13 protein-coding genes are annotated in these 23036 nt (G+C 63.3%); 4 read left to right on the top strand and 9 right to left on the bottom strand.

The window, feature by feature from the left end; genetic code table 11:
• Positions 1-141: 141 nt before the first annotated feature.
• The gene (locus tag KIH76_RS11055) at positions 142-936 is read right to left on the bottom strand and encodes a rhomboid family intramembrane serine protease (RefSeq protein WP_214374887.1); all 795 of its coding nucleotides are present in this window, start codon (positions 934-936) and stop codon (positions 142-144) included.
• A gap of 152 nt (positions 937-1088) precedes the next feature.
• Between KIH76_RS11055 and KIH76_RS11050 the strand changes: the two genes are divergently transcribed.
• Positions 1089-1325 carry a hypothetical protein gene (locus KIH76_RS11050; RefSeq protein ID WP_214374886.1) on the top strand — a complete coding sequence of 79 codons (237 nt, stop codon included), beginning with the start codon at positions 1089-1091 and terminating at the stop codon, positions 1323-1325.
• Positions 1326-2451: 1126 nt separating this feature from the next.
• Here the strand turns inward: KIH76_RS11050 and KIH76_RS11045 are convergent.
• Entirely contained in the window at positions 2452-4899 is a 2448-nt protein-coding gene (locus KIH76_RS11045; protein WP_214374885.1) for a glycogen/starch/alpha-glucan phosphorylase, read from the bottom strand.
• Between the two features lie 454 nt (positions 4900-5353).
• On the opposite strand from KIH76_RS11045, the gene KIH76_RS11040 reads away from it, so the two are divergent.
• Positions 5354-5893: a sterol carrier family protein gene (locus KIH76_RS11040; protein ID WP_214374884.1), complete on the top strand. Its 540-nt coding sequence runs from the start codon at positions 5354-5356 to the stop codon at positions 5891-5893.
• A 205-nt stretch (positions 5894-6098) separates the two neighbouring features.
• Here KIH76_RS11040 and KIH76_RS11035 read toward each other — a convergent pair whose 3' ends face one another.
• Complete coding sequence (locus tag KIH76_RS11035) at positions 6099-6485, bottom strand: DUF3073 domain-containing protein (protein WP_214374883.1); 387 nt, start codon at positions 6483-6485, stop codon at positions 6099-6101.
• Positions 6486-6626: 141 nt separating this feature from the next.
• Here KIH76_RS11035 and trpS point away from each other — a divergent pair, with 141 nt between their 5' ends.
• Positions 6627-7727, top strand: coding sequence for a tryptophan--tRNA ligase (trpS, locus tag KIH76_RS11030; protein WP_214374882.1), 1101 nt, complete (start codon positions 6627-6629; stop codon positions 7725-7727).
• A gap of 304 nt (positions 7728-8031) precedes the next feature.
• On the opposite strand, the gene KIH76_RS11025 is transcribed toward trpS, so the two are convergent.
• Both KIH76_RS11025 and KIH76_RS11020 read right to left on the bottom strand, forming a co-directional pair.
• Positions 8032-9642 (bottom strand): sodium/proline symporter, encoded by a 1611-nt coding sequence (locus tag KIH76_RS11025; protein ID WP_214374881.1) that lies wholly within the window; start codon positions 9640-9642, stop codon positions 8032-8034.
• Between the two features lie 397 nt (positions 9643-10039).
• On the bottom strand, positions 10040-11959 hold the full coding sequence (locus KIH76_RS11020) for a threonine/serine exporter family protein (RefSeq protein ID WP_214374893.1): 1920 nt from the start codon (positions 11957-11959) through the stop codon (positions 10040-10042).
• A gap of 351 nt (positions 11960-12310) precedes the next feature.
• On the opposite strand from KIH76_RS11020, the gene KIH76_RS11015 reads away from it, so the two are divergent.
• Positions 12311-15064 (top strand): phosphoenolpyruvate carboxylase, encoded by a 2754-nt coding sequence (locus KIH76_RS11015; RefSeq protein WP_214374880.1) that lies wholly within the window; start codon positions 12311-12313, stop codon positions 15062-15064.
• 237 nt (positions 15065-15301) lie between these two features.
• On the opposite strand, the gene KIH76_RS11655 is transcribed toward KIH76_RS11015, so the two are convergent.
• From KIH76_RS11655 to KIH76_RS10995, 4 genes are all read right to left on the bottom strand, one after another.
• On the bottom strand, positions 15302-16045 hold the full coding sequence (locus KIH76_RS11655) for an ATP-binding protein (RefSeq protein WP_219070727.1): 744 nt from the start codon (positions 16043-16045) through the stop codon (positions 15302-15304).
• Positions 15946-16632: an AlbA family DNA-binding domain-containing protein gene (locus tag KIH76_RS11005; RefSeq protein WP_219070725.1), complete on the bottom strand. Its 687-nt coding sequence runs from the start codon at positions 16630-16632 to the stop codon at positions 15946-15948. The genes KIH76_RS11655 and KIH76_RS11005 overlap by 100 nt, the downstream gene beginning before the upstream one ends.
• Positions 16633-16745: 113 nt before the next feature.
• Positions 16746-17750 (bottom strand): LacI family DNA-binding transcriptional regulator, encoded by a 1005-nt coding sequence (locus KIH76_RS11000; RefSeq protein ID WP_219070723.1) that lies wholly within the window; start codon positions 17748-17750, stop codon positions 16746-16748.
• Between the two features lie 135 nt (positions 17751-17885).
• Positions 17886-22979: an Ig-like domain-containing protein gene (locus KIH76_RS10995; RefSeq protein ID WP_219070721.1), complete on the bottom strand. Its 5094-nt coding sequence runs from the start codon at positions 22977-22979 to the stop codon at positions 17886-17888.
• Positions 22980-23036 lie beyond the last annotated feature (57 nt).

The raw sequence follows: 23036 nt of genomic DNA, 5'->3' as shown, positions 1-23036 counted from the left end.
CACCGATTCCACACAGTTATACCCAAGTTATCCACATGGTTTTCCACAAATGTGGAAAACTACACGTGTGTAATTCCACGCGAGGCAATCATCCAGTTGACCACCCTGTCCACCGTCCGGACGCCGCACGCCCAGCCGCATCTATCCCAGCAATCCCAACACGCTGCCCGGATTGAATAGCTCACACACCGCGATCAGCACCAGCATCAGCACGAACACGGCCGTGCCGTACACCGTCGTCCGGTACTGCAGGCTCTTGCCGCGCGACCACTGCAACTTCGGCGTCACCAGCAGCCACGTGAACAGTCCGCCGATCAGGAACCCGCCCACATGCGCCTGCCACGCGATGTTCGGCACCACCACCGGCATCGCGAAATTGATCACCATCCACACCATCATCGAACTGATATCCGCACCGATCCGCCGGTACACGACCAGCATTGCCGCAAACAGCCCGAACAGCGCGCCCGACGCACCATACGCCGCGTTCAGCCAGCCCGCACCGCCCGGCCAAAGCACGCCCCACGCCATCATGCCGAACCCGCCGCCGATGCCCGACAGCACGTACAGCGTCAGGAACGACCAGTGGCCCATCATCCGTTCGAGCATCGGTGCGACCGACCACAATGTCAGCATGTTGAACAGAATGTGCAGAATCGACGTCGGCTGGTGCAGGAACATCGACGTAAGGAACGTCCACGGATGGCGGGTCGCGAGCATCGGCTGAAACGCGCCGACATTCAGCATCGCGACCAGTCCGGACGGCCACACGAGCGACAGCAGCAGCTCGATCAGCCACACGGCCACGCAGATCAGCAGGATCGCGGTGGTGAACACCGGACCGCCGTCGCGCCAGTGGTAACGGATCGCGCGTTTGTTGAACAGGTCGCGCAGGCTGGGGGAGCCGGGGAACAAACTGAAACCGTGATATGCCATAGAGTCACTGTATCGGACGGGTGCGGATCGGACGACATGCCAGATCGGGGATGCGCGTAAATCCACCCAATCGTCACATTCGGCGTTCTAAGATGGGGAGCAGAGTTGGCTTGGATGGGCAAGCCGGCCGCACGATTGGGAAAGGAGCCGTCATGGAGAACAAGTCTTCTAACGGTTGGAAGTTCTTTGCGCTGCTGTTCGGCGCTCTGCTCGCCGGCTTGGTGGGCCTGTACATCTACAAGCAGCAGAACCCGGATTACGATCCGTGGGAGGAGCCGTGGGAGAACAGCTCGTCGCCGGTCGATCTTGGCCTGAACAAGGAGGCCGCCGAGGAGCCGGCCGCCGCTGAGGCCGAGCCGTCCGAGACCGCCGCTCCGGCTGAGGCCTGATACCGATTCCGTCGGCTGGCGGATGGCCGGGGCTGACCGGTCTGATCGGCTGACCGGTCTGATCGGCTGGTTTCGATTGGTTCGTCTGTGTCCGGCTGACCGATAACGGCGACGCATGACATATGCCGCCGTTGCCGAGTCTATGGAATGATCCCGTACCGTGATCGATTGCGGTACGGGTTTTTTGTTGCCCGCGTGACCCGAAAATCAATGATGACCGATGAGAACCGAAGCATCCGCGGTGCGGGAGTACGTCTCGATGCCCACTTGTATGGGGAAGCAGGATAAGTGGGGGATTACGGACACCCAGATCACATAGGTGGGTAAATATGGACGCCCACAATGGAAAGTGGGTAAATCAGTACTATTTAGAGCGGTAAATCGGGTCTACACGGTACGTATTTACCCACCTATGGGATATCGGCACGATCCGGGTCCAGTTCTACCCACTTACGCGGCAGTAGCGTCCGAATTCACCCACTTACGGAAGTATCCGTGTTCGATCCGTCCACTTACGGAAGTATCCGCATCCGAATCCACCCACTTATAGATCTAGCGGACAAACCGTGACGGAACAACGGCAATCTCTCCCGGGCATACGGCCAGTTCCAAGGCCCAAAACGGCCGTAAGCCCGGGAACCACCATCGATGACCGGTCACCCTCCCGGGCATACGGCCGGCTACACCCACGAAAACGGCCGTAAGCCTGGGAAGGTTTGACCAACCCGGTCATCCTCACGCATTCATTACGAAAGAGGAGGGGTGTCTCGGATCGAACGTCAAATGATGTTCGATCCGAGACACCCCTCCCACAGTCAGGCCTCTTCGCCGATCAGGCGAGCGGACGCAGTCCTATGGACTGAGCATGCGTGTGTCCTCTAGGCGCGCCGAGGGAAGGCGTGCTCAGCACGTCGACCGAGGAGCTGCGTAACACGCAGCCTTCGCAGCATAGCTGCTCACTTCGCCTAGGAACAGCCCACTGGACTGTTCCTTATACGGCTCAGCGCCGCGGACACTCCATGTTCAGGCCAGAGGAGCGAGTCGACTGACGCGTGCGGAAACCGCCGTCCGAACCCGAAGCTGTGCTCAGCACAGCGAGTGGTGAGGAAAGGCGGTATACGCTCCGTCAGTCGGCGAGCGGACCGGTGTGCCAGATGCGCTCGAGGTAATCCTCCATCGAACGGTCGGAGCTGAAGAAACCGGAGTTCGCGACGTTGAGCAGGGCCTTGCGGTTCCACTCGAGCGGGTCGCGGTAGAGCTTCTCGATCTCGGACTGGATGTCGGCGTAGGCGGAGAAGTCCGCGAGCGTCATGAACCAGTCCTTGGTCAGCCAGTCGGCGACGAGCGGCGCGTAGACGTTGCGGTCGCCGTTGGAGAAGGTGCCGCCGGCGACGAGGTCGATGGCCTGCTTGAGTCGCGGATCGGCCTCGTAGTACTTGGCCGGATCGTAGCCGTCGGCGTACAGCTTCTCGACCTCGTCGACGGTCATGCCGAAGAGGAAGAAGTTATCGGCGCCGACACGCTCGCGGATCTCGACGTTCGCGCCGTCGAGCGTGCCGACGGTGAGCGCGCCGTTGAGGGCGAACTTCATGTTGCCGGTGCCGGACGCTTCCTTGCCGGCCTGCGAGATCTGCTCGTCGAGTTCGGTGGCCGGGATGAGGTTCTGGGCCATCTCGATGTTGTAGTTCGGCAGCATGTGGACGGCCAGCTTGCCCTTGACGTCCGGATCGTTGTTGACGACCTTGGAGACGTTGTTGATGAGCTCGATGGTCATCTTGGCCAAGTAGTAGCCAGGGGCGGCCTTCGCGCCGAAGAACACGGTGCGCGGCAGGATGTCGTCGGCCGAGACGGTGCCGTTCTTGATGGCGGCGTACTTGGAGATGACGGCGAGGATCTTCAGCGACTGGCGCTTGTACTCGTGCAGACGCTTGACCATCGTGTTGAACATGGTGTTCTCGTCGATGTCGAGGCCGTAGTGATCCTTGGCGAAGCCGACGAACGCGTGCTTGTTGGCGGCCTTGACGGCGGCGAACTTCTTGACGAACTCGTCGTCCTGGGCCAGCGGGACCAGGCCGGAGAGCATCTCAAGGTCGGAAACCCACTTGTCGGTGCCGAGGCCCTCGGTGATGAGGTCGGACAGCGCCGGGTTGGCGAGCTTGACGAAGCGACGCGGGGTCACGCCGTTGGTCACGTTGGTGAACTTGTCCGGGTACACATCGGAGAAGTTCTTCAGCGTGACGTCCTTGAGCAGCTGGGAGTGCAGCTCGGCCACGCCGTTGACGTGGGAGCCGCCGTAGGTGGCGAGGTAGGCCATGCGCACGGCATCGCCGGTGTAGATCGCCATGTCCTTGGCGGTCGCCTCGTCCACGCCCTTGGCCTTGAGCTCAGCCTCGAACTGCTCGTTGATCTTCTCGATGATCTCGAGGTGACGCGGCAGCAGCTCGCCGATCAGGCTGGCCGGCCACACCTCGAGGGCTTCCGGCAGCAGCGTGTGGCAGGTGTAGTTGAAGGTCTTCTGGGTGATGGACCACGCGGTATCCCAGTCGTAGCCGTACTCATCGATGAGGATGCGCATGAGCTCCGGGATGCCGATGACCGGGTGGGTGTCGTTGAGCTGGAACGTGATCTTGTTCGGGAAGGTGGTCAGATCCGGCTTGTCCTGGCCCGGGTAGAAGACGCGGATCGCGTCGTGCAGCGAGGCGGAGACGAAGAAGTACTGCTGCTCGAGGCGCAGTTCCTTGCCGACCTTGGTGGAGTCTTCCGGGTACAGGATCTTGGAGATGTTCTCGGCCTTGACCTGCGGCTCGACGGCCTCCATGTACTCGGAGCGGTTGAACGCGAGCAGATCGAACTCGTCGTAGGACTTGGCGGTCCACAGGCGCAGCGTGTTCACGCGCTGGGACTTGTAGCCCGGCACCAGGTAGTCGACCGGCACGGCGCGCACGGACCAGGCCGGCTTCCACACCTTCTTGCCGTTCTCCTCGACGACCTCGCCGCCGAAAGAGACCTTCTGGTCGCGGTTGTAGTCGATGTGGCCCCACGGCTCCTCGTTGCTCAGCCAGTAGTCCGGGGTTTCGACCTGCTTGCCGTTCTCGTCGAACTTCTGCTTGAAGATGCCGTACTTGTACTGGATGCCGTAGCCGAACGCCGGCACGCCGAGGGAGGCGAGCGAGTCGATGAAGCAGGCGGCGAGACGTCCGAGGCCGCCGTTGCCCAGGCCCGGCTCGTACTCGGCGTCGACGATGTCCTTCGGCTTGAAGCCGAGGGATTCGACGGCCTCGTTGAACTGGTCGGTCAGGCCGGCGTTGAGCAGCGCGTTCTCGAGCTGCTTGCCCATGAGGAATTCGGCGGACAGGTAGCCGACGGCCTTGGTGTTGCCGTTGACGGTATCGGCCTGCGTGGTGAACCACGCGTCCGCAAGATGATTGCGCACGGCCTTGGCGGCGGCGACGTAGACATCAGCCGCGGTGGCCTGCTCGACGGTGACACCCTGAGAGTACTTCAGCTGCTCACGAATCTCGTCGGCGAACTCGGCGGTCGTGACCGGCGACTTGGGTGCGGTAATTTCAGTCATATTTGACTCTCTTTCCGTTGTGTTGTCCCTTGTCATTATGCCCCGCCGCGGTGACGGCGCATAAACGTCAAGATGAACGCTGCATTACGTCCTGCAATCGTTTGCATCAACGTTGCAATCATACAACACAGGGCGCGACACGCAACGTAGCGGTGCTTCGCGATGGCCCGATCCGGCCAGACGCCACGCAACACGCGGCTGATCGACCGGTTGGTACCGCGAACGATTGCTACATTATCGAACCGGTACGATACCGAATGACAGCGTATGCGGCAACCTCTGTTCACGCTCACGATCGGGGGAGCCGCCAACGTAGCCGGACGACGGCCGGACGACGGTCAATCGATACAACTGACCGATACGGCCGATTGATACAGCCGACCCGCACAGCCGACCCGCGCGACCGGCCGACGGAATCACGGCGCGTCCGGCGAAGTGCGGGTAGGGTAGAGGCATGGCTGTGATTCGAGAACAGGACTTGGACAAAGGGCGACTGGCGTGGGCACGATGGCGCGACGCCGCGCACGAACAGCTGGCGCAGTCCGTCGGCGATGCGACCGGCCCGTCGGCTGGATCGCCGACCGATCATGCGGCACGTCGGGAGTTGGATGGTTCGACGAACAGCGCCGATCATGCAACGCGATCCGCCGACGAGACGATGCTTGTCATCCCGATCGCCACACGGCTGGAAATCAATCCGGCACTGCCTCGACCGATCTGGGCGATGGCCGTACGCTACACGCTGTTCCTGCTGGAGCGCCGCGCGCCCGGCCCCGGCGTGGAGGTACGCGTGGCCCCGTGGGGCGCGATCAAGATTCTCGACGGTCCGGCGTCCGACCCGCACAACCTCACCCCGCCCGACGTGATCGAACTCGATCCGGATGTCTGGCTGCGCCTCGCCGCCGGCATCACCACGTGGGACGAGGAGCGCGACGCCGGCCATATCACCGCAGTGGGCGAGCGCGACGATCTGAGCGATCTGCTGCCGCTATAAGACGGCCGCGCACCCACGGTCGGCAGTGCCGATCATCCCGTCCGCAGGATCCTGCGAGCATCTGCGACCACTGGCGGAAAACGCTCACCGACAGGCCGCAAGCAAGAGAAAAAAACGCCGCCGAATAATCAAAATGGCGGATGACGCTCACCGACGGATCATCGGTGAGCGTCATCCGCCACGCAGCAACAGGCGTATTGGCCGCTCAGTCCTTCTTGGGCTTGAGCGCGCTCGGCACCGGCATGGGAATCGGCTTGTGCGGCTTCGGCATGGCGGCCGGCTTGGCCTTTGCGGCCGGGAACTCGCCGCTGGTCGCCTTCGCGGCGGCCTCGGCGGCCCACTTCGCGTACTCGTCGAGATCGTCGTCGACCGCGGCGCCGGACGTTGCCGACGACTCGACGGAATCGTCCGAATCAGCGTCCGCATGGTGGGCATACTGGGCTTCGATATCGGCGAACGGATCCGGAGAACCGACTCCCGGCTCCTGTTCGCTCAGCTCCTTGGCGAGCTCGTCGTAATCAGTATCAGTGGTCAAATACTTGAGCTTTCGGGCAATTTTCTGCTGCTTGGCTTTCTGACGTCCGCGGCCCATGTGACCCCCTGAAATTACTGTACGTGTTGAATCATCACATAAGAGAGTACCACTTGTTTGCACGGTTGGGCTTGTCGGCTCGGACTTTTACGATAAAAGCGATATTTTCAGGTGTTTTCACACGCGCAAAGGCGGGGAATAATGACGGACGAAACCCAGGAACAGCAGTTGACCGCTGCCGGCAACGAAATGAGCGCGAGCTTCCTCGCGGCGAAGAAGCGCTCGGACGAAACGCTCGCCAAGCTCGAAGCCAACCCGGGCAAGTTCACCATGCTCACCGGCGACCGCCCGACCGGCCGTCTGCATCTCGGACACTACTTCGGTTCCATCCGCGAACGCGTCGCCATGCAGGAGCGCGGCGTGAACACGAACATCATCATCGCGGACTACCAGGTCATCACCGACCGCGACACCACCGAGCACATCCAGGACAACGTCCTCAACCTCGTGCTCGACTACATGGCCGCGGGCATCGACCCGAAGAAGACCATGATCTTCACGCACTCCGCCGTGCCGGCCGAGAACCAGCTCATGCTGCCGTTCCTCTCGCTCGTCACCGAGGCCGAACTGCACCGCAACCCGACCGTCAAGTCCGAGATGGAGGCGTCGGGCCACGCGCTGACCGGCCTGCTGCTGACCTACCCGGTGCATCAGGCGTGCGACATCCTGTTCTGCAAGGCGAACGTCGTGCCGATCGGCAAGGACAACCTGCCGCACGTGGAGATCACGCGCACCATCGCGCGCCGCTTCAACGAGCGCTACGCGAAGAAGCACCCGGTGTTCCCGGAGCCGGCCGCGATCCTGTCGGAGGCGCCGGAGATCCCGGGCCTTGACGGGCGCAAGATGAGCAAGTCGTACGGCAACTCGATCATGCTGGGCGCGACCGCGGAGGAGACCGCGAAGCTCATCAAGAAGAGCCCGACCGATTCCGAGCGCCGCATCACGTTCGATCCGATCGCGCGCCCGCAGGTGTCCGCGCTGCTGACCACCGCAGGTCTCGTGACCGGACGCGACCCGAAGGAGATCGCCGAAGAGATCGGCGAGGCGGGCGCCGGCGCGCTCAAGGCGTATGTGATCGAATCCGTGAACGCGTTCCTCGCGCCGCACCGCGAGCGCCGCGCCGAGCTGGCGAAGGACATGGACTACGTGCGCGACGTGCTGCACGACGGCAACAAGCGCGCGAACGCCATCGCCGAGGAGACCCTCGAGCAGGTGCGCGAGGCCATGGGCATGAAGTACTGAGCATTTCGGATCCGCCCCGATCCGACGGCTGATGTTCTGGCGTCTGTTTTTCGCCAGGATATGCGCCATATTAAACGCAAACGCCCTCTGACGATTCGGCCAGAGGGCGTTTTTCATGAGATGGCAGCGGATCCTGGTGGAAAACGGACGCCGGCGACCCATTGGGCGTCCGCTTTCTGCAAGAAACCGGGTTTACTGGGAACAAACGCCCTCCGGGAAGGCGCGTAGCGTCCGTTTTCGTCTAGAACGCAGGCCGGGGAAGGAGAGACGAGGCGGGCGAAAAGAGAGGACCGCCCCGAGGAGCTCAGCGCTCGTCCACCACCTCCGCAGTGATGAGGCCGTCCTCGTCCATCGTGCCGATCGGGTCGAGGTAGTGGTCGAACTCGTAGAGCACCTCGTCGCTCGGCGCGGCGGTGACGAGCGACACCACCACGATCGCGGCCAACGACAGCAGGAACGCGGGCAGCAGCTCGTAGATCGCGAATATGCCGCCGAGCGGCTTGACGAACTCGTGCCACACCAGCACGGCGGCCGTGCCGACGAGCATGCCCGCGATCGCACCCGGGCGGTTGGTGCGCCGCCAGTATAGAGAGCACAGCATGAGCGGTCCGAACGACGCCCCAAGGCCAGCCCACGCGTACGACACGACTTGGAAAATCGAGGAATTCTGGTCGTAAGCCACGATCACTCCGAACACGAACATGAGCACGAGCGTGGCGCGCGCCACCATCATCACCTGACGATCAGTCGCGCGACGATGCATCACGCCGCGGAACAGGTTCTCCGCCATCGCGGACGCGCCGATGATCATGTAGGACGACGACGAACTCATCGACGCGGCGAAAATGCCCGACACCACCACGCCGCACAGGAAACTCGGCAGCAGCGTTTGCGCGATCACGATGAACACGTTCTCGGCCGCCGCCTGAGTCGCGAACTCGGTCGGCATCATCGCGCGGCCCACCAGGCCGATGCACACGCCGCACGCCAGCGACAGCACGCACCACGAGGTCGCAATGATGCGCGACTTGCGGATCTCCTCCACGCTGCGGATCGACAGGAACCGCACCAGCACCTGCGGCATGCCGAAATAGCCCAAGCCCCACGCCATCATCGACACGATGGTGATGATGCCGTAGTCGCGCGGCGAGGAGAACACGGCCTGACCGTCGCGGATGATCTGCTGGCCGAGGTCGTTGAGCGTCGGCACCGCGACTTCGGTGCCCGACAGGAAGCCCGGAATGGCACGCAGGAACGCGACCGTATTGCCGATGCCGCCCGCCGATACGACCGATCCGATGAACACCACGGCCAGAGCGAAGAACATGAGCATGCCTTGGATGAAGTCGGTCACCACCACCGACAGGTAGCCGCCCACGACGGTGTACACGAACACGACCATCGCGCCGAGCACCATCATGAGGTGATAGTCGAAGCCGAACAGCGTGGCGAACAGCTTGCCGACCGTGACGAAGCAGCTGCCCACATATACGCAGAAGAACACGAGGATAATGAACGCGGCGATGGTGGAGAGGATGTTTTCGCGATCGTGATAGCGCTTGGAGAAGAAATCGGGGATGGTGATCGCGTCGCCGGCGACCACCGAATAGCGGCGCAGACGGCGGGCGACGAGCTTCCAGTTGAGGTATGTGCCGACGGCGAGGCCGATCGCAGTCCACATCGGGTCGGCCGCGCCGGTGAAGTAGGCGAGGCCGGGCAGACCCATGAGCAGCCAGCCCGACATATCGGACGCTTCAGCGGACAGGGCGGTGAGCCACGGGCCGACGCCGCGGCCGCCCGCGAAATATTCTTGCGACGACGAGTTGGAACGTTTGGAGAACACGAATCCGACGGACAGCATCGCGGCGAAATAAATGCCCATGGCGAGCAGGATCCAAAAATCGTTCAGTCCCATATGTTCTCGGTTCTCTCGGGTTTCGCGGTTGCTCGCGTCGCCGTGATCGGCGTTGGATTACATGGCGAATCGGGAGAAATGGGAATCGATCGCGTCGTCCCTGCTCCCTTTTTGCTTCGTGTATTCGACGGTCGCTGAGAGGGTGGACACGAAGCCCGTATTATCCGTTCAACGTCTCACGCTGTGAGCCGGCGGCATCGGGCCTACATGCGAATCCACACCCGTCAGGGCAGATTCTGAAGCGGTTTGACGATCAAGAGGCCAAGCCGTCTCGGCAAACCCAAGAACCAGCCTCTCAATCGTCACACCGCGCCCTCGCATGACCGAAAAAACACGATGCCCGGAGCCAACGCATTGCGCCAGCCCCGGGCATACGAATTCGCGCCGGCTCCCCAGATCAGATGTCGTAGCGCCAGGACTTGTCGGTGATGACGCGGGCCATCGCCAGACCGATCGGCAGGCAGATGATGACCATGAACGCGCGGAACGCCCAGTCGAGCGCGCTCAGCGTCTCGAAGCTGCCGAGATACCACATCGCGCGGTACATATACATGCCCGGCACCATGATGACGATCGACGGCACGGTCAGGCAGATGCGCGGGTAGCCGAGGTGCGGCGGCAGCCACCCCTTGCGCACCGACGAGCGCCACACGGTGGCCAGAATGCCGGCCAGGAACGCGCCGATGAACGCGCCCGCCTCGGCCGGCACGCCCATGTCCACGATCTCGAGACGCAACGTGTCGGTGATCATGCCGATCACCGCGGCCGTCAGGCACATGCGCTGCGGGGAATTGAACATCACGGAGAAGCCCCACACACCAAGGAACGCGAACACCGCGCGCAGCAGCATATTGACCCACGGGTTCAGCCCGAGCGGCTCGAAGCCCTGCGGGTTGAGGTGCACGATCGTGGCAACCATCCACCCGGCGAGCGTGGCCATGAGGATGATGCACAGCACGTAGGTCACGCGCTGCACGCCGGACGGGAAGTCGATCTTCGCCATGTCAAGCCCGCCCGTGATGAGCGGGAATCCGGGGATGACGAACAGCATCGCGCCGATGTACGCGGTATCGTGCTGCAGCGCGACCGGATCGAACAGGCCGATCAGACGCAGCGTGCCCGTACACGCGAGCGCCGCGACCGCCACGCACACGAACGTGACGAAGAACTGGTTGAGATGACGCTTGAACAGCACGCGGCGCAGCCAGTGACCGAGTCCGGCGCCGACGAACGCGCCGATCATGTCGTAGGGGCCGCCGCCGAGCAGGAACACGAAGGATGCGCAGGCGATCGCGGAGGCGAGGCCGGCAAAGGCGGGGGAGTAGAGCGGCTTGCGGCGTTCGATCATGTCGAGCCGCTGGTGGGCCTGCCGCACGGTGATGCCGGGGCGGCCTGAGACGCGCTCCTTGCCGACGTGGTCGAAGTGCTCGGCATACTGGCCTTTCGGCGGCTTGTGCGAGTGCTTGCGGGCGTCGGCTTCGCTGGGGAGGAATCCGCTGCGCGGGGCCGGACGATGCCGGACATGATCGCTGATCGATTGGGGGGATGCGCCGGATTGGGCCGGTGCCGGATCGCCGGCGACCGTATCCGCGTCGCCGATGTCGGGCCGCGCATCGCCGGAGATTCGGTACGCCTCGGGCTCGCTGCCGGACTGGGCAGCCTCGGCTTCCTCCTCGCGTTCGACGGCTGCCCGCGCGGCGAGCGACTGCGTCATCGCGGACTGCGACCAGTCGGTTTCGTGCACGTGCAGCTGATGCGCGCGCGGATCGCCCGGATCCGCATGCCGGCTGGCGGCTTCGAGCGCGTCAAGCACGGCGTCCTGCCCAGGCTTGGCGTCGCTTCCGTCCTCAGCTCCGGCGCCCGCGCCCTTGTCGTGCTTCTCCTCCTCGCGCAGCTGCTTGGCCAGTTCGGCCGACACCTGCGAGGCGTCCTTGGTGTCGAGGTGCTGCATGAGCCCTTTCGACACCTCGGGCCGGCTGTGGTACATGGAGTCCTCGCCAAGGTTGACGCTGAACCAGTCGGCGAAGTGTTCGAGCAGCCAGATGCGTTCGGTGTTGACGCCGGTGGAGGGCAGGTCGATGACCTCGGTGATGCGGTCCTTGCCGTCGGTGCAGGCGGCCTCGATGTCGGTGAGGTTGACGTCGGCGCGAACGTGCACGCCGAGCGGGTAGGCGATGCGGTGCATCATCTCGCGCACGCGGAACGATCCGGTGCCGGCCGACAGGTCGAGCAGGCCGACGCGCACGATGACGCTGGCCTTGGCGGCGATGCCCGCTTCGGTGATGGGTTTGTCCCAGTCACGCTCGATGTCTTCCATGTCGAGCGGGATGGAGTGCGTGTGGAAATGCTGTACTGCGGCGGCGCTGCTTTCGCCGTCCTCTCGTTCGTATTGATGCCCTTGACTCACGCTTTCAGGTTTACCGCCCGCCGTGGGCTTACGCCTGAGCGACCATATAGGAGTCCAAATTATGGACTGTCACATCTCACAAAATACCGCGCATATCGAAACCCGAACTCCGTAACGCAAGTGTCGATAACCGGGTCATACAATAGCCCCACAACCGTTGAACCAACGGCTTTGGGTTCGCAACGACCGACTAACACAACCGCGGAGGAGCCGCGGATGGTCGGCAGACCGAACAACCGGGAGTTCAGCAAAGGAGGTCTGATGACAACTAATGATCAGCAGATCACGCCCGCCGACGCCACGATCGTGACGTCCGGTCTGGGGACCAAGGGCCCCGAAGAGCGTGATCTTCCCGAGTCGCTCAAATACGACATGGATCTGTGTCTGCGCATTCTGCGCGACGTTTTGGGCGAATTCGATCCCGAACTTCTCTCCACATTCGACACGGTGCGCAATTACGCCGTGGAGGCCAGTGCCGAGCATTTCGAAGGCATGCTTGACCCGAATCCCGATCAGGACGGGCTCAAGAAGGCCGTGGAGACCATCGACAACATGTCGCTGCACGACGCGCAGCTGCTCGCCCGCGCGTTCACCACGTACTTCCACCTGGCGAACCTGAGCGAGGAGAACTACCGCGTCTCCGTGCTGCGCCAGCGCGAGAACGAGGTCTCCGGCGATCAGGCGTACGATCCGGTGAACGAGATGACCTCCGCCTACCACCAGCTCATCAACGAGATGGGACCGGCCAAGGCGAAGGACCTGCTCGAAAAGCTCGAGTTCCATCCGGTGTTCACCGCCCACCCGACCGAGGCCCGCCGCAAGGCGGTCGAAGGCAAGATCCGCCGCATCGCCGAACTGCTCGAGGAGCACCGCACACTCGGCGGCTCCGACCGCAAGGAGAACAGCCGTCGTCTGTACAACGAGATCGACGCCCTGTTCCGTACCTCGCCGATCGCGCTCAAGAAGCCGACCCCGGTCGAGGAGGCGGACACGATCCTCGACATCTTCGACAACACGCTGTTCCACACGATTCCGGCCGTCTACCGTCGTTTCGACGACTGGGTCCTCGGCGACAAGGCCGGCCTCGTCGAACCGGTGTGCCCCGCGTTCTTCCATCCGGGAAGCTGGATCGGCTCCGACCGCGACGGCAACCCGAACGTCACCGCGAAGGTCAGCCGCCAAGTCGCCCGCAAGTTCTCCGATCACGTGCTCGCCGCGCTTGAGGAGGCCACACGCACGGTCGGCCGCAACCTGACGATGGAATCCGGCACCACCCCGCCGAGCGCCGAGCTGCTCAACCTCTGGAACCACCAGAAGGAGATGAGCGAGCGCCTGACCGACAAGGCCGCGCTGATCTCCACCAAGGAGATGCACCGCGCCGTCATGCTGGTCATGGCCGATCGCCTGCACTACACGATCGAGCGCGACGCCGATCTCATGTACCATTCGGCCGACGATTTCCTCGCCGACCTCAAGGTCGTCCAGCGTTCGCTGGCCGCGGCGGGCGCGAAGCGTTCCGCGTACGGCCCGCTGCAGGATCTGATCTGGCAGACCGAGACGTTCGGCTTCCACATGGTCGAGATGGAGTTCCGCCAGCATTCCGTCGTGCACGCGCGTGCGCTCGAGGACATCCGCGAGCACGGTCTGCACGGCGAGCGCGGCCCGCTGCAGCCGATGACGCACGAGGTGCTCGACACGTTCCGCGCGCTCGGCTCGATCCAGAAGCGCAACGGCATCAAGGCCGCCCGCCGCTATATCATCTCGTTCACGAAGTCCGCGCAGAACGTGCGTGACGTGTACGAGCTGAACCGTCTCGCGTTCGCGCATCCCGAGGACGTGCCGACCATCGACGTGATCCCGCTGTTCGAGCAGCTCGAGGATCTGGAGCATTCGGTGGACGTGCTCGAGGAGATCGTCAAGATCCCCGAGGTGCAGGCTCGCCTGAAGGCCACCGGCAACAAGATGGAGGTCATGCTCGGCTACTCCGATTCCTCGAAGGACGCCGGCCCGACCACCGCGACGCTCGCGCTGCACTCCGCCGAACAGCGGATCGTCGCGTGGGCCGAGGGCCACAAGATCGACCTGACGCTGTTCCACGGCCGTGGCGGCGCCGTCGGTCGTGGCGGCGGCCCCGCGAACCGCGCGGTGCTGGCCCAGCCGAAGGGTTCCGTGAACTGCCGCTTCAAGCTGACCGAGCAAGGCGAGGTGATCTTCGCCCGCTACGGCAACCCGATTCTGGCCGTGCGCCACATCGAGTCCGTCGCCGCCGCGACGCTGCTGCAGTCCGCGCCGAGCGTCGAGAAGACGAACACCGAGATGACCGCGAAGTACGCGGACATGACGGCGAAGTTGGACGAGGCCGCGCACAACCGCTTCCTCGACCTGCTGCAGACCCCGGACTTCGCGCCGTGGTTCTCGACCGTCACGCCGCTGACCGAGGTCGGCCTGCTGCCGATCGGCTCGCGTCCGGCCAAGCGTGGTCTGGGTGCGAAGTCGCTCGACGATCTGCGTACGATCCCGTGGGTGTTCTCGTGGGCGCAGGCGCGCATCAACCTGGCCGCCTGGTACGGTCTGGGCACCGCGTGCGAGCAGTTCGGCGATCTCGATACGCTGCGTGCGGCGTACGAGGAGTGGCCGCTGTTCTCGACGTTCATCGACAACATCGAGATGTCGCTGGCCAAGACCGACGAGCGCATCGCGAAGATGTACCTCGCGCTGGGCGATGATCCGGAGCTGTCGAAGAAGGTGCTCGACGAGATGGAGCTGACCACGAAGTGGGTGCTCAAGATCGTCAACGACAAGTGGCCGCTGCAGCACCGTCACGTGCTCGGTCAGGCGATCCGTGTGCGTTCCCCGTATGTGGACGCGCTGTCTGTCACGCAGTTCCTCGCCCTGCGTTCGCTGCGCAAGAAGGTGGACAAGGAAGAGCTCAGCCAAAGCCAGCAGGCAGGTTACATCTACCTGATCCTGTGCACCGTTTCGGGCGTCGCCGCCGGCCTGCAGAACACAGGCTGACGTTTGCGTCGGTGTATCGCAACTCGCGTTGCGATACACCGGTTGGGAAGCCCTGCGGGCTTCCCAACACGCAAACGTAGGAGGTTTTTCGCGTTATAGCGAAGCGCACGCGAAAAACCTCCAGCACAGCAAGGTCTCCGCTCCCTCAGCGGAGACCTTTCCTTTTCCGCTCCCCTTCAGGGGAGCTGTCAGCAAAGCTGACTGAGGGGCAGCACACCCCCAATCCGCTTCAACGCATCAAAGCCCCTCTGGCAATCGATACTCCGTAGCAGGCCCCTTACCCACTCGTCGCAGCAACCCCTGTGCCGTCATCATCCTCAGCATGTTCGCCGCCGCCGATTGCGACAATCCGGTAAGTTCCTGCACTTGCCTACGCGTGACACAGCCGACACGTTCCGCATAATCAAGCACTATCCGTTGTCTGTCACCACCCTCGGTTGCGACAGACAACCCATCCCTACCTGACGCACCGTGAGACATATCAGATACATGCTTCGGCAACATCAAACGGAACGAATGATCACTGATACCGAACTCCGGCTGCCGCCCCGCATGGCGGTAGTCGCCCATGATTCTGCGTATGCCGGTGCCGTACGCTTCGATCAGTCGCAGCCGGTAGAACACGTTCGCCAATCGCGGGTTACGCTGGAACGATATACCGTTCATCATATCCCGCCGATTGAGACCATCCGGCAGTCCACCGAGATTGAGGAATTCCATACGATCATCGAATATGCTGACCAATCCCGGCCCGGATAGACCGTAGTCACGATGCACAATCATGTTGAGCAACGCCTCACGCATCACTGATGGCGAATAGTCGTACCGATCAACGCGACGCATGTCCTGTCCCGTATACGAGATCACACGATTATTTCGCTTCAGAAATTCAGCGATCTGACTGAACTGCAGCAGCAGCGAACCGGAGAATTCCTGACGATTAAGGAATACTTCCTTATCCGGATCGGCGAATACCGCCACTTTGGTCGTTGCCTCGCACTGATCCGACAGCAACCAGCAAGATTCGTATATTGGCCGTCTGCGTTGACCATGCCGAGCGTTCTGCGTGATGCGTCCGTAAATTCCACGCCGGCGTCTTGAAATGCCGTCGAAGTTGCGATAAATGTCAGATCCTGCCGTAACGACAGCGCATCTTCATATGCGTCGCCCGAACTCTGCCGGATCATGTCCAAAATCGCAGATTCCGACGCGGGGATGGATGCGGCACCCGATCGAACATACACACCGGACGGACGAATGCCTTTATCCGTTAGGTAATACGGCCTGTTTGCGCCCCGCTGGATCCGTACGGCCACCACGGTTTTCTCGTCACGCATCTCTAATTCCACGCTGACGAAGCTCATAAGATCAGGCCGGATGCCATCCGATATCGCCTGAGTCGCCTTACGCATGGACGCATCCGCATCGTTCACGCCCACGATAAGACCATCGTCTTCTATGCCTAGGTAGATGACGCCACCACCGGTGTTGGCAAATGCCACCGCGGTCCGTTTGGCGCCGTCCACCCAATCACGTTTGAATTCAACTGACGAGCCTTCTGCAAGCATGGTTATGGCACCCCCTGCATGCATATCTTACACTTGATCTTACATGTCATCTTATACCTTATGTAAGATAACAGTAAGATCAAAAGATCACCACGCCGTTGCGCGAACGCCCTCTACCGCCGCGCGGTGGACTCGCGCTCGATGAGCTTGTACCCCACGTTCACGGTCTGCGGGAAATACTCCTCGTCCGGGTGCTCGATGCGGCGCATGAGCAGCGAGACGGCCGTGTTCGCCATGCCCTTGAAATCCGTGGCGACGGTCGTCAGCGACGGCACGGTGTACTGGCCGGACGTGATGCCGTCGAAGCCGATCACCATCACGTCGTCCGGCACCTTCACGCCGGCGTCGGCCAGGCCGCGCAGCACGCCGATCGCGATGCCGTCGTTCAGGCAATACAGTCCGTCGTAGCCGGTCTCGCGCAACGTCTGTGCGATCGCACGGCCGGATTCGATGCCGCCGTCGATCGACCATGCGGACTTGATGAAGTCGCGCGTCTCGTCGAACGGCAGTCCGGCGGCCAGGATCGCGGCTTTCGCGGAGTGCATGCGCAGGTCGCGAGAACCGGGGATGACGTTCGGGTTGCCGGGGTCGCGGTTGTCGCCCACGATGCCGATGCGCGTGCAGCCGCGCGCGACGAGATGTTCGATGGCGGCGCGCGAGCCTTCCGCACTCGGCGCGTTCACGGTGTCGATGCCGGTGCCGGTGTCGTAGTTTTCGAGCATGACGGACGGGTGCTCGTGCAGGATGTCGAGCGCGCGCGGTGCATTGATCGCGATGATGCCGTCCGAGAACGTGTACGACAGATCGTTGCTGCCGTTGAGGTAGCGTGACAGTTCGATGAGCATGTGCGAGCCACGGCGGTTGACTTCGTCGGCGACGCACATCGACAGATGGGAGAAGTAGTCGCCTTCGAGACCGGACGTGAGGAACGTGATCGTGTCGCTGCGGCCGGAGCGCAGGGAACGGCCGGACAGGTTGGTTTTGTAGCCGAGTTTTTTGGCGGCCTCGCGCACGCGCTGGATGGTTTCGGGGCGCACGTAGTCCTTGCCGCGCAGCGCGGCGGATGCGGTCGTGGCCGTGACCCCTGCCAGTTTGCCGACATCCTTGAGCGTTGCCATACGATCCCTTTCTTTCCCTGCGATTACAGCGCTTTATCGTTAAGATTGATTGTAGGCCCGGTATCCGCGGCGACTCGCGGATACCGGGCCTACAACGACGTTTCGCCCCACGACACTTGGGACGGAACCGCCGGATTACCGGCTCGCCACCAGGTAGGTACGCGTGGTGACGCGGTCCTCGGACGTGACGATGATGCGCGTCTCATCCGATCCCACAGCCGGCGGCACCACGGTGATCGCGACATTGGAGCCAGCCACCGGCACCGGTTCGACGGCCGGTTGCGAACCGTCACCAGACATGCCGGATGCCCCCGACGTATACGTCTCCACGTCCGGATCGAACGCGACCGGCTCGCCGTCGACGAGAATCCCCGCCAGATCGGCGTCGCCATGCGCCGCCGGAATCTGCGCGTCGCCCCGTACCTCGGTGATCGCCACGACTTCGCCGTCATCCGTATGGAAGGTGATACGAATGCGCGAGGTGCGCACCATCTCGAACGAGTACGTCGTTTCGTCGCCGTTCGAGACCATCTCGTTGCCCGGCTTGTCGCCGACGGTCGCGTACGCCCACGCCGCGTCGTTTTTCTGCTCGACCGGATGATGGGTCACGGACAGATCACGCACCGGCTTCCATGAAACCGCGTCATCCGACCCCGCACCCACGGAACCGTCCACATCGAGATACTCGACATCCACGCGCTCCGGCAGCACCACGTTCTCGCCGTCAAGGCAGTAGTACACCGTGAACGCGCCGAGGATGAACGGCGTCTCCTCGCCGTAGCCGAAGCGGTATTCCAGCCACGCCGTGTTCGACGGATCTCCGGCCGTCGACCAACGGTTTTTCAGGTTGTAGCCAAGGCGGGCGGTGTACGAGACGGTACCGTCCATCAGGTCAGCCACGTCCTCCTGCGCCTTCGGGTCGGTGTTGGTGTAGGAGGCGCGTACCTGCGGGTACACGTCGTTGCGGAACGAGAACAGGTCGCGGTTCTGCACATGCTCGTCGGTCACGCGAACATGCGCGACGGCACGGCGACCGGTCACCCCGGCGACCGCGCCTTCGACCGTGAACTCGCCCGGTGCGGCGACAGCCGTCGCGTCGATCGCATCCCACACGACCGGCAGGTCTTCCTTGAGTCCGTCGCTCCAGTAGACCGCGACGGTCGGGAAGGTCTCGGCCAGATCGGGCACGATATGCGTGATGGTCGCGATGGATACGTTGGCCACCGCGGATACCGCAACGACGACGATCGTGGCGTGTGCGGCCAGTCCGGTGTCGCCGACGGTTCCGGTGACGGTCACGCGACCAGGTTTGGCCAACGCATCGCCCGGGACCGGCTGCCAGTCGACCGGAATCTCGGCATCGAATCCGTGGTCGAACGAGACGGTCGCCGCGGACGGCAGTTCGGGTGTCTCACCCACGATGGTACGCAACGTGACGTCACGCACGGCAGTCGGTCGCTTGGCATGCGTACCGTGCGTCACGGTGAGCGGCAGGGGAGCGCTGGCGACTACTGCGCCGCCGTAGGCGACGGTCGCGGTGACGTTCGCGGTTCCGGCGAGCACTGCGACGAGGGCATGATCAGCCCCGCCGGTCGCGGACTCGGTCCGACCGTAGGCAGGATCATCGGCGGCGAGCACGGCATGATTGGAGCTGTCGATGACAACGTGTGCGTCATCGAGGTCGATCGGCAGGCCGTTGGTATCGGTCGCGGAAACGACGACCGGCACGATCGTGTCTTCGACCGGATTGGCAACGGTCGCAGCGATGCTCACGTTGCCGACCGGAGCGGGGGCGATATCGAGACCGATCGTGTACGTGCGGCCTCGCTTGCCGTCTTCGGAAGTGACGTGTACGCGGTACGCGCCGTTCGGCCAGTTGGCCGGCGGCAGCACGTAGACGAGGTCGTTGCCTTCGGCTTCCGCCTCGATGACCGGCTTGGGCTGGTCGTAACGCTGGGCGAGCGTGTATTCGGTGCGTTCGGGATCGAAATCGGCAACCGGCTTGCCGTTGATGCGCAGCGAGCGAAGCGCAGGTTCGTTGATCGGCCGCTCGCCGTCGGCAAGGATGCGAACGGACGCATGCGCGGTCAGCGAGCGCGACGGGCCGGACACGCCGCCGGGCACTGCAACGGTTCCGGATACCGCGACAACGCCACCGCTCGCAGCATCGACACCATTGGGCAACGCATCCCACGTCACCGGCAACCGCACGAATCCGCCATCACTGGCGATCGCGGTTACGGCATCCGGCAACTCCACCGGGCGATCAGCGCCACCATCGCCGGCAACGGTCAACGCGACCGGCACTACGTCATCCACGGTCACCACGACCACATCAGCGAAGGTTTCACGTGAAACGCCATCGCCGCAGTCGATCACACCGCACACGCGGAACGCACCGGTCGCCGAACCGCAACCATCATCGACCGCATCCCACGTCACCGGCACCGCCCGCCGCGATCCGTCACCGAACCGCACGGTCACAGTCTCCGGCAACGTCGGCGCGACGCCCGCAACCGTACGCACGGCCACCGGCTCGACATCGACCACGTCACCGGCCGCCACGTTTCCGGCAACCGCAATCACGCACGACGCCTTCTTCAATCCCTTGCCACGCGCGGTCACGCGAATCGGCAACCCGGACCCGTCGGATGCGACGATCGCCACCACCAGACCGCTGTACGCGCGATGCGTGGCGGATTGCAGCGGCTCGGTGTTCGTCTGGCTGCCGTTGTCGGTACCGAGCAGCCGGCCATGCTCCACGCTGAACGTCACCTCGTCGTCGGCACGCGGCACGGTCACGCCGATGTCGTCGGTCACGGCGGCAGTGACGTAGCTCAGATCCTTGCCGTCACCGGCGATCACGTGACGGTCGGCGGATAGCCGCAGAGCCGCCGGCGAACCCGGCGTGGCCTTGCTGTCACGCGCTACGATACGGCCCGCGGCATCGCGCGCCACGACCTCGATCACGCCCGGCTCGAACGGCACTTCCCAGTCGAGGCTGAGCTTGCGGCGACTCGGATTCGCCTTCGCGTAGCGGTACTGGAACGGCTTGTCCGCATGGGACGCATCCAGATGGAAGTCCGTATCGAAGCTGTCGAATTCGCGCACGCCGAGCGATCGCCCGTTGAGGAACAGCTCGGCCGACGCCGCGTTCGTGTACGCCCACACGCTCACCGCCTCGCCGACGCTCCAGTTCCAGTGCGGCAGCAGATGCACCATCGGCGCATCGTCCGGGTCGGTCCACAGCGATTTGTAGATGTACCACTGATCCTTCGGGATGCCGGCCGTGTCGACCATGCCGTAGTAGGAGCGCAGCGGCGCAAGTACCGTGCCGTCGGATTCGGCCATGTCGGGCTTGGTCCAGTATGAGTTGGAGATGTACGGCGCAGGTTCGCCGATGTAGTCGAAGCCGGTCCAGCCGAACTCGCCCACGTTGAACGGGATGTGGATGAGTCGCTCGAACGCGACGTCGATGTAATTGCCTCGCTTGCCGCGGATGTTGTAGGCGCTCAGCTCATAGGTCGTGTCATCCCACGGCTTGCGGCCCGGCTCGAACTCGTACTTGCTGGTGTCGATCGGCGGCAGCACGGCCGGGCACTCGCTCACTTCGGTGGGGTAGACATAGTAGCCGCGGTTGGAGCAGATGTTCGCACTTTCCGAGTTGACGATCACATCGTTCGGGTTCTTCTCGTGGACTTCGAGCATCTTGTCCTTGCTGATGTACGAGTAGCCGCGCACGTCCATGCGGTGATGGATGTCGTTGCCGATGCCGTCGATGCCCTTGGACAGATACGACGCGTCGTTGACGGAGTTCGGACGGGTCGGGTCGAGCAGGTGGCAGCGGCGCGTGAGGTCGGCCGCGATCGGCAGCTCGGATTCCTGCCAGGCGATTTCGTTGCCCATGCCCCACATGAACACGCACGGCTCGTTGCGATCGCGCAGGATCATGGCCTTGAGGTCTTCCGGATAGTCGGCGGCGAAATAGTTGGAGTAGTCGTTGCGGTTCTTCGGCGCGGTCCACATGTCGGTCAGCTCCTCGAGCACGAGCAGTCCGAGTCGGCTGCATTCGGCGACCTGCGTCTTGCATGCCGGATTGTGGCTGGTGCGGATCGCGTTGACCCCACCTTCCTTCATGATTTCGAGCTGACGCGTGACGGCACGATGGTATGCGGCCGCACCGAGCGCACCTTGGTCGTGGTGCATGCACATGCCGAGCGCGCGCATGTTCACGCCGTTGAGGAACAGGCCGTGCTGCGGGTCGAGCGTGATCCAGCGCAGTCCGAAGCGTGTCTCGTACGTGTCGAGCACGGTGCCGTCGGCGGCAAGCAGTGCGGTGCGCGCGAGGTATTGGTACGGGTCGGCGGTATTCCACAGGTGCGGCTCGGCAATGGTGAGCATCTGTTCGGCGGTCGGTGCGGGCGCGTACTGCAAGTCGGCCGACGCAACGGATTCGTTGGCCGGCGCGGCAACGATACGACCAGTCATGTCAGTCGGCACCGCCGTGACGTCTGTCGTGTCTTCGGCGACGACGCTGCCATCCGCATCAACGATGGTCGTGCGCAACGTGACAGCCGCCGCGGACGTCGTTTCGTTGGCGATAGTGGTCGCGACGTGGACTTCGGCGACGCCGCGCGCAACGTCGTCGGCCAACGTCGGCGTGGTGATCTGCGTGCCGTACTGCGCGACGTGGATCGGATCGGTGACGACGAGCGTTATGTCGCGGTACAGGCCGGCGCCCGCGTACCAGCGCGAGCTTGGCTCCTCGTTGACGGCGCGCACGGTGATGGTGTTGGGTTCGTCGCCGAGGTACAGATGGTCGGTCACGTCGATCTGGAACGCGGTGTAGCCGTAGTGATGTTCACCGGCCTTGACTCCGTTGAGCCAGATCTCCGAACGGTCCATCACGCCGTCGAAGTCGAGCACGAACCGTTTGCCGGCGAGCGCCGCGGGCACGGTGAAGGTCTTGCGGTACCAGCCCTCGCCGACCTTAAGGTAGCCGACGGTGGCGCGGGCGTTGCGCGAGAACCGCCCCTCCACGCCGAAGTCGTGGGGCACGGTGACTTCGCGCCAGGCCGAGTCATCGAAATCGGGGCGTTCCGCGCCGGACGGCGAGCCGCGGAAGAAGCGCCAGTCACCGTCGAAGTCGATGATCTGGCGGCCGTCCGCAGCCTCGGTCAACGTCGTCTGCGGCTTGCTGACGGGCGGTTCGTAGGTGGTGAATTGCATGGGAAATGCTCCTTTGCGTATGGACACGAATGAAAAAGCGAGTAGGGAAGGGTAGAG

The organism is Bifidobacterium simiiventris, assembly GCF_019331715.1.
Taxonomy (GTDB): domain Bacteria; phylum Actinomycetota; class Actinomycetes; order Actinomycetales; family Bifidobacteriaceae; genus Bifidobacterium; species Bifidobacterium simiiventris.
Note: the sequence above shows the minus strand (reverse complement) of the source record. Positions and strands in the feature narration are given on the sequence as shown.

Bases quoted from the DNA above. Each gene is read 5' to 3' on its own strand.
- KIH76_RS11055 (WP_214374887.1), bottom strand. From the start codon at position 936: ATGGCATATCACGGTTTCAGTTTGTTCCCCGGCTCCCCCAGCCTGCGC.
- KIH76_RS11050 (WP_214374886.1), top strand. From the start codon at position 1,089: ATGGAGAACAAGTCTTCTAACGGTTGGAAGTTCTTTGCGCTGCTGTTC.
- KIH76_RS11045 (WP_214374885.1), bottom strand. From the start codon at position 4,899: ATGACTGAAATTACCGCACCCAAGTCGCCGGTCACGACCGCCGAGTTC.
- KIH76_RS11040 (WP_214374884.1), top strand. From the start codon at position 5,354: ATGGCTGTGATTCGAGAACAGGACTTGGACAAAGGGCGACTGGCGTGG.
- KIH76_RS11035 (WP_214374883.1), bottom strand. From the start codon at position 6,485: ATGGGCCGCGGACGTCAGAAAGCCAAGCAGCAGAAAATTGCCCGAAAG.
- trpS (WP_214374882.1), top strand. From the start codon at position 6,627: ATGACGGACGAAACCCAGGAACAGCAGTTGACCGCTGCCGGCAACGAA.
- KIH76_RS11025 (WP_214374881.1), bottom strand. From the start codon at position 9,642: ATGGGACTGAACGATTTTTGGATCCTGCTCGCCATGGGCATTTATTTC.
- KIH76_RS11020 (WP_214374893.1), bottom strand. From the start codon at position 11,959: ATGGAAGACATCGAGCGTGACTGGGACAAACCCATCACCGAAGCGGGC.
- KIH76_RS11015 (WP_214374880.1), top strand. From the start codon at position 12,311: ATGACAACTAATGATCAGCAGATCACGCCCGCCGACGCCACGATCGTG.
- KIH76_RS11005 (WP_219070725.1), bottom strand. From the start codon at position 16,632: ATGCTTGCAGAAGGCTCGTCAGTTGAATTCAAACGTGATTGGGTGGAC.
- KIH76_RS11000 (WP_219070723.1), bottom strand. From the start codon at position 17,750: ATGGCAACGCTCAAGGATGTCGGCAAACTGGCAGGGGTCACGGCCACG.
- KIH76_RS10995 (WP_219070721.1), bottom strand. From the start codon at position 22,979: ATGCAATTCACCACCTACGAACCGCCCGTCAGCAAGCCGCAGACGACG.